General features: G+C 70.7%; 12 protein-coding genes. 4 read left to right on the forward strand and 8 right to left on the reverse strand.

The window, feature by feature from the left end; translation table 11 throughout:
* The first annotated feature begins 327 nt into the window (after positions 1–327).
* Both ACWIE7_RS05570 and ACWIE7_RS05575 read left to right on the forward strand, forming a co-directional pair.
* Positions 328–1,782, forward strand: coding sequence for an NAD(P)-binding domain-containing protein (locus ACWIE7_RS05570; protein ID WP_454068762.1), 1,455 nt, complete (start codon positions 328–330; stop codon positions 1,780–1,782).
* 52 nt (positions 1,783–1,834) lie between these two features.
* A complete protein-coding gene (locus ACWIE7_RS05575; protein ID WP_454058464.1) occupies positions 1,835–3,565 on the forward strand; it encodes an alkaline phosphatase D family protein in 1,731 nt (576 codons plus the stop codon).
* Between the two features lie 211 nt (positions 3,566–3,776).
* Here ACWIE7_RS05575 and ACWIE7_RS05580 read toward each other — a convergent pair whose 3' ends face one another.
* Entirely contained in the window at positions 3,777–5,168 is a 1,392-nt protein-coding gene (locus ACWIE7_RS05580; RefSeq protein WP_454068763.1) for an outer membrane protein assembly factor BamB family protein, read from the reverse strand.
* A 181-nt stretch (positions 5,169–5,349) separates the two neighbouring features.
* On the opposite strand from ACWIE7_RS05580, the gene ACWIE7_RS05585 reads away from it, so the two are divergent.
* On the forward strand, positions 5,350–5,937 hold the full coding sequence (locus ACWIE7_RS05585; RefSeq protein ID WP_454068764.1) for an Rv0361 family membrane protein: 588 nt from the start codon (positions 5,350–5,352) through the stop codon (positions 5,935–5,937).
* A gap of 151 nt (positions 5,938–6,088) precedes the next feature.
* Here ACWIE7_RS05585 and fbaA read toward each other — a convergent pair whose 3' ends face one another.
* Positions 6,089–7,132 carry a class II fructose-bisphosphate aldolase gene (gene fbaA, locus ACWIE7_RS05590; protein ID WP_452099908.1) on the reverse strand — a complete coding sequence of 348 codons (1,044 nt, stop codon included), beginning with the start codon at positions 7,130–7,132 and terminating at the stop codon, positions 6,089–6,091.
* A gap of 190 nt (positions 7,133–7,322) precedes the next feature.
* Here fbaA and ACWIE7_RS05595 point away from each other — a divergent pair, with 190 nt between their 5' ends.
* Entirely contained in the window at positions 7,323–7,973 is a 651-nt protein-coding gene (locus ACWIE7_RS05595; protein ID WP_454058499.1) for a DedA family protein, read from the forward strand.
* Here the strand turns inward: ACWIE7_RS05595 and ACWIE7_RS05600 are convergent.
* From ACWIE7_RS05600 to ACWIE7_RS05625, 6 genes are all read right to left on the reverse strand, one after another.
* Positions 7,959–8,954 (reverse strand): MsnO8 family LLM class oxidoreductase, encoded by a 996-nt coding sequence (locus ACWIE7_RS05600; RefSeq protein ID WP_454068765.1) that lies wholly within the window; start codon positions 8,952–8,954, stop codon positions 7,959–7,961. The genes ACWIE7_RS05595 and ACWIE7_RS05600 overlap by 15 nt on opposite strands.
* Before the next feature lie 18 nt (positions 8,955–8,972).
* The gene (locus tag ACWIE7_RS05605; RefSeq protein ID WP_452099910.1) at positions 8,973–9,662 is read right to left on the reverse strand and encodes a TrmH family RNA methyltransferase; all 690 of its coding nucleotides are present in this window, start codon (positions 9,660–9,662) and stop codon (positions 8,973–8,975) included.
* The gene (locus ACWIE7_RS05610) at positions 9,659–10,417 is read right to left on the reverse strand and encodes a lysoplasmalogenase family protein (RefSeq protein ID WP_454068766.1); all 759 of its coding nucleotides are present in this window, start codon (positions 10,415–10,417) and stop codon (positions 9,659–9,661) included. Before ACWIE7_RS05610 ends, ACWIE7_RS05605 begins: the two co-directional genes overlap by 4 nt.
* A 2-nt stretch (positions 10,418–10,419) precedes the next feature.
* Positions 10,420–10,977, reverse strand: coding sequence for an orotate phosphoribosyltransferase (gene pyrE / locus ACWIE7_RS05615; protein ID WP_452099912.1), 558 nt, complete (start codon positions 10,975–10,977; stop codon positions 10,420–10,422).
* Positions 10,978–11,119: 142 nt separating this feature from the next.
* Positions 11,120–13,252, reverse strand: a complete 2,133-nt coding sequence (locus tag ACWIE7_RS05620; RefSeq protein ID WP_454068767.1) for a hypothetical protein — start codon at positions 13,250–13,252, stop codon at positions 11,120–11,122.
* A gap of 60 nt (positions 13,253–13,312) precedes the next feature.
* Positions 13,313–14,197, reverse strand: a complete 885-nt coding sequence (locus ACWIE7_RS05625) for a sulfurtransferase (protein ID WP_452099914.1) — start codon at positions 14,195–14,197, stop codon at positions 13,313–13,315.
* Between the last annotated feature and the right edge of the window lie 51 nt (positions 14,198–14,248).

Here is a 14,248-nt window from a genome sequence, read left to right on the forward strand (position 1 = left end):
ATTCCGCCGAGCGACTGGCCGCGTGCGTGCAGGGACCACCCGCCCCAGACCACATCGCTGCTGGTTGAGACGTCACATACGCAGGAGAAGGGTGAAGCGAACGCTTGTGAAGTGCAGTTTTGCTATCATGAAGGACATGCGGCGTTCCGAAAGGGCGCCGCGCGCTCGTTGCTGGCGCCCCTCCCGGGTCGCCGCTCCTGAGCGGGATCGTGGTGTCGGTGTCGAGGCCTCGGAGCGCGGATCATATGAGTCGATCGCGCCGGGTATTGCCTCCGCCGGGGCCAGTCGGAGAAACGGACAGGCCGCACGTGGGCCGGAAGGAAATCTGTGTCAAGACAGCGTATTGCGATTATCGGAGCCGGACCGAGCGGGATCGCCGCACTGCGGGCATTCGAGTCCGCCCAGCGCGCCGGGGCGAAGATCCCCGAGATCGTCGCCTACGAGAAGCAGGACGACTGGGGCGGGCAGTGGAACTACGACTGGCGTTCCGGCACGGACCGCTACGGCGAGCCGGTGCACTCCTCGATGTACCGCAACCTGTGGTCCAACGGCCCCAAGGAGGCCCTGGAGTTCGCCGAGTACACCTTCGACCAACACTTCGGCCGGCCCATTTCCTCGTACCCGCCGCGCGAGGTGCTGTGGGACTACATCGACGGCCGCGTCCGCAGGTCCAAGGTCAAGAACAAGGTGCAGTTCTCGACCGCGGTCCGTTGGGTGGACTACGACCGCGACCAGGACACCTTCACCGTGACGGTGGAGAACCTGCGCTCGGGCAAGACCACCAGCTCCGAGTTCGACCGGGTGATCGTGGCCAGCGGCCACTTCAGCTTCCCGAACGTCCCCGACTTCGAGGGGATCGAGACCTTCCCCGGCTCGGTGCGGCACGCCCACGACTTCCGTGGCGCGGAGGCCCTCGACGGCAAGCGCGTTCTGCTGATCGGCGCCTCGTACTCGGCCGAGGACATCGGCGTGCAGGCACACAAGATGGGCGCCGCCTCCGTGACGATGTCCTACCGCACCAGCCCCATGGGCTACGACTGGCCAGACGGTATCGAGGAGCTCCCGCTCCTCGACCGGTTCGAGGGTCAGACCGTCCACTTCTCGAACGGCGAGACCCGCGAGTTCGACGCCGTGATCCTGTGCACCGGGTACCTGCACAAGTACCCGTTCCTGCCGGCCGAGCTGGCGCTGCAGTCACCGAACAACATCTACCCCGCCGGCCTCTACCGCGGCGTGGTCTGGCAGAAGAACCCGAAGCTGTACTACCTGGGCGCCCAGGACCAGTGGTTCACGTTCAACATGTTCGACGCGCAGGCCTGGTACGTCCGCGACCTCATCCTCGGCCGGGCCACGCTGCCCGCCGCCGAGCAGCGTGCCGCCCATATGCGCTCGTGGCGTAAGCGCTTCCAGGAGCTGGACGGCGATGCCGACGACGTGCGCTTCCAGGGTGACTACATCCGGGACCTCATCGAGGCCACGGACTACCCGATGTTCGACATCGACGAGGTCGTGCAGATCTTCCTGGACTGGAAGGAGGACAAGGTGAAGAACATCCTCACCTACCGCGACAAGAACCACCGCTCGGTCATGACCGGCACCATGGCCACCACGCACCACACCCCGTGGCTGGAGGAGCTCGACGACTCCCTCGAGCGCTACCTGTCCACGCCGGCGGAGTCGGCCGCGGCCACCGACTCTGACCAGCCTTCCGAGACCGTGGTGATCAGCGAGGAGATCTCCGTCAACGGCGTCGACGGCCACGCCCGCGTGAACGTTCGGTGACGACTAGGCGGAGTTCGCCCCGGAATACCTGAGCGAGCGGCAAACTGGACGCATGACTGTGCCGTCCTCCCCCGCGTCGTCGTCCACCCCGTCCGGCCGGGCCGCCACCGGGCTCAACCGGCGGACCGTTCTCCGGGCCGGGGCGCTGGCCGGCGCCGCTGTCGGCACCGGGGCGTTCGCCGGTCAGGCCGCCACCGCCGGCGCGGCCGTTCCGGTCGGCGCCGGGGCCCCCGCGGGCGGCGCGGTGGCGGCCTTCCAGCACGGCGTCGCGTCGGGCGACCCCATGGCGGACCGCGTCATCCTGTGGACGCGCGTGACGCCGTCCGCCGAGGCCGCCCCCGGGTCGGGGATCGGCGACGCCGTCGTCGTCGAATGGGAGGTCTCCCCCGACCCCTCGTTCGTCACCATCACCGCCTCGGGCAGCGTCACCACCGACGCCGGGCGCGACCACACGGTCAAGTTCGACGCCACCGGCCTGGCCCCCGACAGCTGGTACCACTACCGCTTCCGCGCCCTGGGCCAGACCTCGCCCGTCGGCCGCACCCGCACCGCCCCCGCCGACGGCGCCATGCCCGCCTCCGGCCGCTGGCGCACCGGCGTGGTCTCCTGCTCCAACTGGGAGGCCGGCTACTTCGCCGGGTACCGCCACCTCGTGCAGCGTGGCGACCTCGACGTGGTGATCGAGCTCGGCGACTACATCTACGAGTACGAGCGCGGCGGGTACACGGCCAAGTTCGGCGCCGTCCGCCCCCACGACCCGCCGCACGAGATCGTCACCCTCGCCGACTACCGCATCCGCATGGCGCAGTACCACACCGACCCGGACCTGCAGTCGCTGCACGCGCACGTGCCGTGGATCTGCACCTGGGACGATCACGAGCTCGCCAACGACGCCTGGGAGCACGGCGCCGAGAACCACCAGCCGCACGAGGGCTCGTGGGCCGACCGCAAGGCCGCCGGCTCGCAGGCCTACTTCGAGTGGATGCCGATCCGGCCCGACTCGCTGCGCGACGGCGGCTTCCTCTACCGCCGCCTACGCTGGGGCGCGCTCGCCGAGCTGAACATGCTCGACCTGCGCTCGTACCGCACCGAGTCGCCCGGCCGGTTCGACGGCCGCGCGGTCGACCAGACCGGCACCATGACCGGCGCCGAGCAGTTCGACTGGCTGGCCCGCGGCCTGGGCTCGTCGACCGCCCGCTGGAACGTGATCGGCAATTCCGTGATGGTCGCGCCGGTGCTGATCCCGCCGCTCGACAACCGCACCATGAGCGCCATGACCGAGTTGCTGAGCATGCCGCGCGAGGGCATCACCTACAACTCCGACCAGTGGGACGGGTACGCCGGTGAGCGCCGCCGCCTGTTCGAGGTGATCCGCGCGACCGGTAACCGCAACTTCGTGTTCCTCACCGGCGACATCCACAGCTCGTGGGTCAACGAGGTGCCCACCGACGCCGCGGAATACCCGGGCGCCGGCACCGACGCGGTGGAGTTCGTGACCCCGTCGATCACCAGCAACAACGTCGACGACATCCTGGGGCTGCCCGAGGGCAACGGCCTGTCCGCGGCCGCGCAGGGTGCGCTGATGGGCGCGAACCACCACATCCGCTGGGTCGACCTGGACCGACACGGTTACACGGTGGTCGAGTTCACGCAGGATTACGCGCACGCCGACTACTGGGCGCTGCACGATCACACGCGCGCCGACAGCGGGGCCTACCCCATGCACAGCTGGCGGACCGCGCACGGCACCAACCAAGTGGCGCCCGCAGGCCCGCTGCCCTGAGGTCAGGCGGATCCGTGGCCGGCTTCGTCACCGGCCACGATCCGCCGCTGGGATTCGCTGCCCCTGCCCGATCTGCCGGTCGGATTCGCTGCCCCTGCCCGATCCGCTCCTCGGATTCACGGCTCCCGCCCGATCTGCCGCTCGGATCTCGATTTGCTTGCGGACCTCCGGCGACAGATCGATCTCCGAGCGGCGGATCTCCGGTCGCGCGTCAGTACGCCGGATCGAGCGACCCCGCGTCGGCGCCGAGCGACCCCGCGGCCGCACCCAGGGCCTCACCGGCCGAGCCGAGCGGCGCCGCAGGGTCGCCGAGGCTCGCCAGCGAACCCCCCGCCGCCGGGCCGTCCGGGAACTCGGCCAGCGGCACGAAGTAGACGTTGCGGCTCTGGCTGGGCACGACCAGTGTCTCGTCCACGACGATCGGCCCGGCGGGTGCCAGTGCGCCGTCGAGTTCCAGGATCCCGGTGGTCGCTCCCGTCGCCGTGTCCAGACGATAGACATCGCCGGCGGTCGTCGAGAAGTAGACGTCGTCGCCCACTGCCACCGGGGCCGCCTTGATCGTCCCGATCGGATTGCGCCAGATCCTCACGCCGGTGTGCAGGTCGTAGGCGTAGGCAGCACCCGTGGTCGGGCTGCCCACGTACACGACCCCGTCGTGGATCATCGGCGCACCCGACCGGTTGTTGGTCGGCGCCGGTCCCACACCGAGCACGTCGCGCCACATGATCTCGCCTGACCGCGTGTCCATCGCCACGATGGAGTGCTCCTCACGAAAGCCCGCCGGCCCCGGGATGAGGGCACGATTGGCGGTGGTCACCACGACGCCCGCGTCGACCGCCGGCGGCACGTCGTCGAGCCCGCGGTTGAACTCGGGGAACTCCCGTTGCCACGCGAAGTCGTCGACCCCCGTGTCGTAGGCGAAAAAAGTGTACGGAGCCGGGGCCCCACCGCCGAAGAACAGGACGCCGTCCCGCTCGGACGGAGAGGACATGCTGGCGATATGGCCGGTCTCGACCACGTCGAGCGCCTCTCCCGTGCCCGGATCCAGCTTGTACAGTCGCCGGTCCCCGGTCACGGCCCAGACCGCGCCGCCCACGGCCACCGGCGTCGGCATCACCTCGCCGGGTGTGTCGTGGCGCCACAGGATCTCGCCCGTGTCGGGGTCAAGTCCCAGGACTCCGCTCTCGCCGGTACCGCGGTACCCCTCCGAGCCGTCCTGGAAGAAGCGGTTCCCGAATCCGACGAACACCCGTCCGTCGGCGTGGATCATCTCCGAATGCACCCAGTTCGGGGCCTGCGCCTGCCAGAGCAGCTGACCGGTCGTCAGGTCGAACGCCTGCAACTCGCCGCTGTCGTGATTACCCACGAAGACCTTGCCGTCGGCGACCACGGGGGTCGCCCGCACCTCGTTCGCGGTGGGGATCGTCCCGCTGAATATTTCATTCACGCCGGAGACCACGCGGGGGTTGTTCGTGGAGGTGTGCCGGTATTGGGTCCAGTCGGCGGGGTCCGCGTGGGCTGATCCGATGCCGGCGAGGACGACCGCCGAGGCGAGCAGAAAGCTGGTCATGACACGGCGTGGATCGAGTCGCGTTGAAGGCATACCGGAAGGGTAACTTGCTGTTTCCTGAGACAGACCTGGCAGTCCGCTCTCTGTGCCGCCACGCCCCGGTCGCTTGTCCGCATCGGAGACGGACGCTGCTGCCGGGCTCACAGGTGGTTCCGCTACCGTGGCGGGTCGATGCGCTCCGACCGGGGCGCGCGAGCCGTACCGGGAGTAGTGGATGACGACGACGAGCCAGCAACCACCCGCCGGGGACCCGTCCCGAGGTCCCGGTGCAGGCGGCCGCGGAGCGGGCGATTGCGGAGAAGCGGCGCGGCCCGCCCGTCGGGGCTCGCTGGTCTGGGCGGGCGTTTTCCTCGCGGTGGTCGTCCTGGTCGCCGTGCTGGGCTGGCTGTTCACGATGGGCCCCATGTCTTCGGCGGGCAGGGTCGAGCGCGAGGTCGCGCAGACGCTCGACGACATGAGCGCGGCCGAGTCGTTCGCCGAGTTCAACAGCCACATGTGTGCGGAGAACCGCGTCCCGCAGGAACTGGTGGATCAGATCACCGCCTCGGGCGAACAGACCGGCACGGACCTGGACTCGATGCTGCGGGAGTCCATCGCGGGATCGTTCCCGGCCGACCTGCAGGTCACCGGCGTCGAGGTCGACGGCAACGGGACCGAGGCCAGCGCGACTGTCGAGTCCGGCGGCGAGGACGGCGAGACGACGAACGAGCAGATCCAGATGCGTAACGAAGACGGGGCGTGGAAACTCTGCGAGCCCGGCGTCGGCATGGGCACCGTCCCGCAGGAGGGCCAGCCCGGCTGATCGCTCCCTGACTCACCCGTGCGACCGCTCGCCGCCCATGAGATCTCGCGTAGACGCCGCGCCACCCGGCCCCGGCGCATGGCCAGCCGGCAAGCGAAGAGCCCCGAAACCTCGATGAGGTCGCGGGGCTCTCGCCGTCAGGGAGGTCAGATCAGGCCTTGACGCCCTTGGACTTGCCGGCCGACTTGAGGTCGTTGCACGCCTCGACGACGCGCTCGGACATGGCCTGCTCAGCCTTCTTGAGGTACGAGCGGGGGTCGTAGACCTTCTTGTTACCCACCTCGCCGTCGACCTTCAGCACACCGTCGTAGTTGCCGAACATGTGCGCGGCGATCGGGCGGGTGAACGCGTACTGGGTGTCGGTGTCCACGTTCATCTTGATGACGCCGTAGCTCAGCGCCTCCTCGATCTCGCTCTTGGCCGAGCCCGAGCCGCCATGGAAGACGAAGTCGAACGGCAGGTCGCCGGCGTTGAGGCCGAGCTTCTCGACGGCCACGTCCTGGCCCATCTTGAGGACCTCGGGCTTGAGCTTGACGTTGCCCGGCTTGTACACGCCGTGGACGTTGCCGAATGTCGCCGCGAGCAGGTAGCGCTGACCGGTGTTGCCGGCGCCGAGCGCGTCGAGGGTCGCCTGGAAGTCCTCGCGAGTGGTGTAGAGCTTCTCGTTGATCTCGTTCTCGACACCGTCCTCCTCGCCGCCGACGACGCCGATCTCGATCTCGAGGATCTGCTTGGCGTTGGCCGTCTTCTCGAGGAGTTCCTTGGCGATCTCGAGGTTCCGGTCGAGCGGGGTGGCCGAGCCGTCCCACATGTGCGACTGGAACAGCGGGTTCTCGCCGCGGTCGACACGCTCCTGGGAGATCTCGATGAGGGGGCGGACGAAGGTGTCCAGCTTGTCCTCGGGGCAGTGGTCGGTGTGCAGCGCGACCAGGATGTCGTACTTCTCCGCGATGACGTGCGCGAACTCAGCGAGCGCGACGGCACCGGTCACCATGTCCTTGACGTTCAGGCCGGAGCCGAACTCGGAACCACCGGTGGAGAACTGGATGATGCCATCCGAGCCGGCATCGGCGAAGCCCTTGATGGCTGCGTTGATGGTCTCCGAGGAGGTGCAGTTGATCGCCGGGTAGGCGAACCCCTCCGTGCGGGCCCGGTCGAGCATGTCCTTGTACTGCTCCGGGGTGGCGATAGGCATTGACGATCCTCCAGATGTCGGCGCTGTGATTGGCCCCATCCTACGAGGTTTCGGGTGGTAGCGGGCCCGGGGCTGGCCGCGCGCCCGCGCCTTCAGCGGATTCCCAGGCGTACTGGCATAGCCTCGTAGGGTGAATACGCACATCCTGGCCGAACAGGCACAGCACGTGGTGGCCCTGGGCCCCGGTTTCATGGACCCGGAATTCTGGCTTTCCGGCGACGGCCCGTTCGGCAATGCGATCCTGCCGGCCCTGCTCGCCGTGGTGTTCATCGAGTCCGGCCTCCTGTTCCCGTTCCTGCCCGGAGACTCGCTGCTCTTCACCGCGGGCCTGCTCACCCAGCAGGACAGTCCCTTCGCCCCGCTGTGGGTCGTTCTGGTGACGGCACCGATCGCCGCGTTCCTCGGCGACCAGGTCGGCTACTTCATCGGCAACCGGTGGGGGCACCACCTCCAGAACCGGCCGGACGGGCGGATCTTCAAGCAGGCGTACATCACCGAGGCCCACGAGTTCTTCGAGAAGTGGGGCCCCGCGACGATCATCCTGTGCCGCTTCGTGCCGATCGTCCGTACGTACGCTCCGCTGGTCGCGGGTATGGCCGGGATGCGCTACCGGGTGTTCGTCACCTACAACGTCGTGGGCGCGGTGCTCTGGGCGGCGGGCGTCACCGCACTGGGTGCGTGGCTGGGGCAGTTCACGTTCATCAAGGACCACATCGACCTGATCCTCATCGGGATCGTGCTGGTGTCCGTGCTGCCGATGATCATCACGGCCGGCCCCAAGCTAATCAATCGGATCCGCAACGGGCCCGCGGCCCCGGCCTCTGACCTACCCGGCGAGTAGGCCCGCCAGAGCCGCGTCCGATCGGGCGAGTGCCTCACGGTCGTACATCGACGTGGAGGCCATGACCTCGTCAGCGCCCGTACGCTCGACCAGCGCGGCTAGCGGGGCGCCGACCTGCTCGGCGTCGCCGTAGAGGGTTCCGGCGATCCACTCGTCCATCCGGCGCAGCTGCTGCGGCCGGAACTTCCGGCCCATCACCTCGGCCGGCGAGCGCAACGGCCCGAACGCCCCGGCTTCGCGGGACTCGGCCATCGCCCAGGCCTCCGAGGCCAGCAACTCGCGCGCGGAGGTGGTCGACTCGGCGACCGCGACCTCCAGGCTCACCACCACGTACGGCTCCGATGCGGCACCGCCTTGCCGGAAATCCGCGCGGTAGCGCTCCAGCGGCGTCGGGTCGGCGAGCAACCGGGGCCCGCCCACCACGACGGGCAGCCCCGCCCGTGCCGCGATCTCCAGGCCACGGCCCGTCGCGAGTACGAAGACCGGCGGCGGATCCTCGATGACGGGCAGCGCGGTGACGGGGCCGCGCCCGTGCAGGAAGTCCAGAACCGAGCTGATGTCGTGGGTGAAGGCGTCGTCGTCGTACTCCTCGACACCGAGCGCCGCGCGCACCGGCGCGGTGAATCCCAGGGACCGCCCGACGCCCAGGTCGATCCGGCCCGGGTACAGGGCCTCGAGCATGGCGAACTGCTCGGCGACGATCATCGGGCGGTGGTGGGGCAGCATCACGCCGCCGGAGCCCAGGCGGATGCGCCCGGTGCGCGCCGCGGCGGCCGCGATCAGGAGCTGCGGGCTGCCGCTGGCGATGCCGGGGACCGAGTGGTGCTCGGCCATCCAGAAGCGGTGAAAGCCCAGAGAGTCAGCGTGTTCGGCCCGGCGTAGCGTCGCCTCGAGGGCGGAGGCATGCGGCTCGGCGTGGCGGGTGCGGGACCGATCCAGCAGTGAGAGCCGGAGCGTGTCCGGCAGGTCGGTGGAGGCCACGGCCCCACCGTAGCGCCGTCAGTTCCCGGGCGCTCCGGCGTGTTCACGGATCCAGGCGTGCATCGCGATGCCGGCGGCGACGCCCGCGTTGATCGAGCGGGTCGAGCCGAACTGGGCGATGGAGACGGTCTTGGCGGCCCGCAGGCGCGCGTCGTCGCTGACCCCGGGCCCCTCCTGGCCGAAGAGCAGGACGCACCCGCGTGGCAGCCGCGCGGTCTCGAGCGGTTCGGCGCCGGGGAGATTGTCGACGGCGACGACGGGCAGTCCCTCCGACTCCGCCCACGTCATGAGTTCGGCGACGTCGGCATGATGCCGAAGATGCTGATAGCGGTCGGTGACCATGGCGCCGCGACGGTTCCACCTGCGGCGCCCGATGATGTGCACCTCGGCGGCCAGGAAGGCGTTGGCGGTGCGGACGACCGTGCCGATGTTGGCGTCATGGCCGAAGTTCTCGATGGCCACGTGGAACTGGTGCCGGTGGGTGTCGAGGTCGGCGACGATCGCCTCGCGGCGCCAGTACCGGTACCGGTCGACGACGTTGCGGCGGTCGCCGGCATCCAGCAGCTCGGGATCCCACTGATCACCGGTCGGGCGGGGCCGCCCCGGGTGCTCGATCTCCCACGGGCCGACGCCGACCTGCCCGTCGCCCCACTCGGTCGGCCCGGCAACGTCCTGCCCCGCCGGGTCGGCAGCGTCGGCCGAGTTCACCGCCCGCTTCCGGTGAACCTGGCCGCCGCGGCGGTTCCGGTGAGCATGAGCAGCGCGGCTGTCGCGTAGGTGTCGATCACGCCGACGTCCAGCGCGCGGGCCGACAGTGAACCGCCCTCGGCCTTGCGGCGGGCCAGGATCAGGCCGTCGCTCAGCAGGAAGGCCGGCCCGGCCACCGCCAGCACCGATGCCGCCGGCCCGTGCGACCGGTCGACCGAGGTGGCCAGCGCCGACAGGGCGGCCAGGAGCCCGCCGTATGCGGCGAGCGGAGCGTTCTCCTTGCCCTCGGCCAGCAGCACCGCGCCCGCTCCGCCCGCGACGACCCCGTGCACGGCAGCCTGCAGCGGCTTGAAGCGCAGCCCCGAGCGCAGCATCAGCGAGCCGATCGCCAGGTGCCCGACGCCGAACGCCGCGGCGCCCGCGATCAGACGGCCCTTCGACCGACTGGCGTGCCCGCCGCCGAGCATGAGGATCACGTCGCCCGTGGTGTAGCCCGCGGCGGTGGCCGACAGCAGCGCCGTGTCGGCCGCGGAAAGCCGCCCCTCGCGCATCGCGATCGCCAGCGCCGCCGGGACGATGAGCGGCTTGCACACCTTCTCCAACGCGCCGAACTGCGTGGCCTTGGCGATCTCGGTGCCGCCGGTGGCCGCGAGGAACGCGGGCCCCTCCGGACGCGAGGTGTCGATCAGGGAATCGACGCGCTTCTTCAGCGCCTGCCCCAGGGTGGCTGCGAACGCACTCGTCGTCGTTGTCATCGTCACTCCAGTCCCAGGTCGGCCAGGCCCAGCAGGGCCCGGTACTCCACGCCCTCGGCGCGGATCACGTCGTCGGCTCCCGTCGCGCGGTCCACCACGGTGGCCACCCCCACGACCTCGGCGCCCGCCTCACGCAGGGCCTGCACAGCGGTCAGCGGCGAGTTTCCCGTGGTGGTGGTGTCCTCCACGACCAACACCCGCTTGCCCACGATGTCCGGTCCCTCCACGCGGCGCTGCATACCGTGCTTCTTGGCCTCCTTGCGCACCACACACGCGTCGATCGGCCGGCCGGGCGCGTGCATGATCGCGGTGGCGACCGGGTCCGCGCCGAGGGTCAACCCGCCCACCGCGTCGAACTCCCAGTCCGCGGTCAACTCACGCAGGAGCCGCCCGATCAGCGGCGACGCCTCGTGGTGGAGGGTCGCGCGACGAAGATCGACGTAGTAGTCCGCCTCGCGGCCGGACGAGAGCGTGACGCGACCATGGACGACGGCGAGCTCGGCCACCAGCTCGGCGAGCCTGCGGCGCGCGTCGGGATCGACATCGGGGGCGGCGGTCATCGGGCTCCTTGAGGTCGGTGCAGCTGACGCTGATGACTCTAGACGGCCCCTCAGACAGACACCGACGGGTCCGCCACCCGGCTCCCGCAACGCGAAGGGCCCGCCCGCGCATCCAGCGCGGGTGGGCCCCCGGGCTTGTCTGTCAGTCCTTGATGTCTGGCGGGAGCTGCAGGCGAGCGGTCTGCTCGACGTCCGGCTCGATTCCGGGCCGCTCCCTGCCCCGAGCGGGCTCGTCCGAATCCGCGGGGCTGGCCCCAGCGTCGGAATCGGTGCCGGAATCGGTGTCCGCGTCTGAGTCGGTCGCCCCGCCGTCGCCCCCCTTGCTCGCGGAGTCCCCGGCCTCCGCCCGACGACGCCGCCGCCCCGACGTCTTCATCTCGGACGGGTCGATCCCCATCCGGGCCGCGAGCTCCGCCACCGACAGCCGCTGCGTGACCTCGGACGGATCCACATCGTCCGCCCCGTGACGCCCACCCGACTCCTGGTCGGCCCCGCCGTGGCGGCCGGTCGAGGGCTCGTCGAGGTCCGAACGCCCGTCGATCCGAGCGGCGTCAAAGCGCTCGACCTCGTCGCGGATCTCGTCCTCGTCGTCCTCGGAACCGAGCGGCTTGATGCCCGCCCCGCCGCTGGCTGCGCCCGCGGCCAGCGGGGGAACCGTTGCGTCCTCCGGGTAGGCCTGCCCGATGCCGCGCGTCGGGCGTGACAGCGGGGGCCTCGGCTCGAGATGGTCGGCCGCGACGTCGCCGCGTGCCTCCACCGGCGCCGACGGCTTCATGATCTCGTCGAACGGGTCCGACTCCTCGACCGCGGGCTCCACGTCCGCGGCAGCGTCTGCCTCATCCACCGGCTCGGCTACCCCGGCCGCTCCGATGTCCTCGGCCGCATCGCCGCGGTCGGCCACCACGGGCACGTCCGACAGGTCGCGCGCGGCGGGCCGGTCGGGCACCAGCCGCAGGTGGCCGGCCCGCCGGGGCCCGGCCGCCGCGGCGACGGGGATCGTCGAGGTCGGCGCGTCGCTCGGAGTGGTGCCTGCCGGGACAGGGCCGGCAGTGGAATCCGCCGGATCGTCGACGACGACGTGGTCCTCCGGGTCCGGCAGCGGAGCGATCCCGTGGGTTCCGGTTCCCACCTCCCCGTCCATGCCCACCGTCGGGTCGGCATCCGGTCCCTCGGCGGAGGCCGGAGCACCGGGGTCCAGCTCCGCCGGCAGCGCGCGGGCCCTGCCGCCGATCGGCGGGAACGGTGCCAGAACGTCGGCGGCCGCGTGCAGGGCCATCACCACGTCGTCCCAGCCAGCGGGGTCGTCGACTCCGTCGATCGTGGCCGCCACCCACTCGCCCTCCGCCCAGACCCGGCGCACGCTCGGCGGCACATCCCGCACGGATTCGATCAGGCGGTCCCGGTCGACGAGGTCCAGGCGCCCGTAATCGGTCGTTCGGGCCTCGAACCCGCCGACGTCCCCGGCATCGTGGAAGCCCGGCTCGGAGTCGACATCCGGGCGGCTGAGGTCGAGGACGACATCGGAGGCGGTGTCGCGGCGCAGCGCCAGGACGGTACGACCACCGGTCACGCCCATGATCGCCCGACGGCCGCGGAACACCCCGTGGGAGACGGTGCCCAGCGCGCTGAGCCCGCCCGCGAAGTCACCGTGCCGGAACTCGGGGGCCGGCGTCGGGGTGGGGGCGAACTCGCGGTCCTCCAGCCAGCGCACCACCGGCGAGCCGGCGAGCGGATCCACGGGCTCGGGCTCGAACTGCTCGGGGCTCCGCCTGGTCGCCCTGCGTGTCGGCAGCAGTGCCCGGACGCGGTCGAGAAGTCGCGGCGACGACTCCACCGTCGGCTCGGTCGGGTCCAGCGGAGCGGGAACGGCGACGGACGCGGCGGCGAGGGCCTCGTCGTCAGCGGTAGCGTCGGCAGCCGCGTAAGCGTCGGCGTCGGCGACAGGGTCGGCAGCGGCTCCCGCGACAGGATCCGCGTCGGCTGCACGCTGGAACGGAGCGAGCCTCGGTTCGCCCGGATCCCCTGCCTGCCCGTCGTCCGCGTCCCCCTCCCCGGTGGGCGGTGTGGAGTGCTCGGCGGCGTCGTCGTCCCGGTCGTTCTCCACGGCGTCACCGCCGGCGCCTTCGTCCTCCTCGCCGGACGACCTCGCTCGATCCTGCTCCACCTCCGGCCGCTGAGCGTCGGCACGGCCACGACGCTGCTTCGCGTCCAGACGCAGGATGATGAGCGCCGCCACGAGCAGCACGAGGGCCAGAAGGAACCAGAACAGGACCATGCACCAAAGGGTAGTCAGCCGCGGCGGCCCGCCCCCACACCCGCCGCGGCGCTGCGGGGCTTAGCGCGGGTTTTCCCCCAGCGCGATCGGGCGCGAACGATCCGCCGACCACTGCGACCACGAGCCCGGGTACAACCCGCCCACGTCCAGGCCCGCGACCTCCATAGCCGCCAGCGCGTGGCAGGCGCGGATGCCCGACCCGCAGTAGATGACCGCGTCCTTGCCCTCCGTCACACCCGCGTCCGCGAACATCCGGCGGATCTCCTCCGCCGGCAGGAACCGCCCGCGCTCGTCGAGGAATCCGTCCGTGGGCATGTTGATCGCGCCCGGGATGTGGCCCGCGCGCGAATCCATCGGCTCCGTGCGGCCCGCGTAACGGTCGCGATGGCGCACGTCGATCAGCACACCCCGGTCAGGCCATTCGGCGGCCGTGTCGGCGTTGACCGTCCGCATGTGATCGAACCTGAAGGTGAAATCGCCGTACTCGATCGGGTTACCCGGACCCACAGCGAGGTCCTCGCCCTCCGCGATCCAGGCCTTCAGGCCACCATCGAGCAGGGAGACGTCCTCCTTGCCCGCCCAGCGCAGCAGCCACCAGGCGCGGGCGGCGGACATGTTGCCACTGTCATCGTAGATCACCACGCGGCTGTCGTCGTTGATCCCGATACGGCGCATCGCCTCCTGGAACTCGTCGCGAGGCGGCAGCGGGTGGCGACCCTCGCGCGTGGTTCGCGGGCCCGCGAGGGCGGACGACAGGTCCAGGTACTGGGCGCCCGGGATATGGCCGGAGAAATAATGCTCGCGTCCGTGCGGATCGCCCAGCTGCCACCGCACGTCGATGATCACCGGAGTCGGCAGCGTAGCGACGTCCTCGATGAGCTCGCGGGCCGTGACGAGGAGGGGACTGACCTGGTTGATGGTGGCGGAAGCGGGATCTGTGGTCACGGGGCCAAGGATAGTCGCGACGACGACGAGGTGTGCCGTTCGGCGCCGTGA

It is taken from the genome of Dietzia sp. NPDC055343, from assembly GCF_053645265.1.

Bases quoted from the DNA above. Each gene is read 5' to 3' on its own strand.
- ACWIE7_RS05575 (WP_454058464.1), top strand. From the start codon at position 1,835: ATGACTGTGCCGTCCTCCCCCGCGTCGTCGTCCACCCCGTCCGGCCGG.
- ACWIE7_RS05580 (WP_454068763.1), bottom strand. From the start codon at position 5,168: ATGCCTTCAACGCGACTCGATCCACGCCGTGTCATGACCAGCTTTCTG.
- ACWIE7_RS05585 (WP_454068764.1), top strand. From the start codon at position 5,350: ATGACGACGACGAGCCAGCAACCACCCGCCGGGGACCCGTCCCGAGGT.
- fbaA (WP_452099908.1), bottom strand. From the start codon at position 7,132: ATGCCTATCGCCACCCCGGAGCAGTACAAGGACATGCTCGACCGGGCC.
- ACWIE7_RS05595 (WP_454058499.1), top strand. From the start codon at position 7,323: ATGGACCCGGAATTCTGGCTTTCCGGCGACGGCCCGTTCGGCAATGCG.
- ACWIE7_RS05610 (WP_454068766.1), bottom strand. From the start codon at position 10,417: ATGACAACGACGACGAGTGCGTTCGCAGCCACCCTGGGGCAGGCGCTG.
- pyrE (WP_452099912.1), bottom strand. From the start codon at position 10,977: ATGACCGCCGCCCCCGATGTCGATCCCGACGCGCGCCGCAGGCTCGCC.
- ACWIE7_RS05620 (WP_454068767.1), bottom strand. From the start codon at position 13,252: ATGGTCCTGTTCTGGTTCCTTCTGGCCCTCGTGCTGCTCGTGGCGGCG.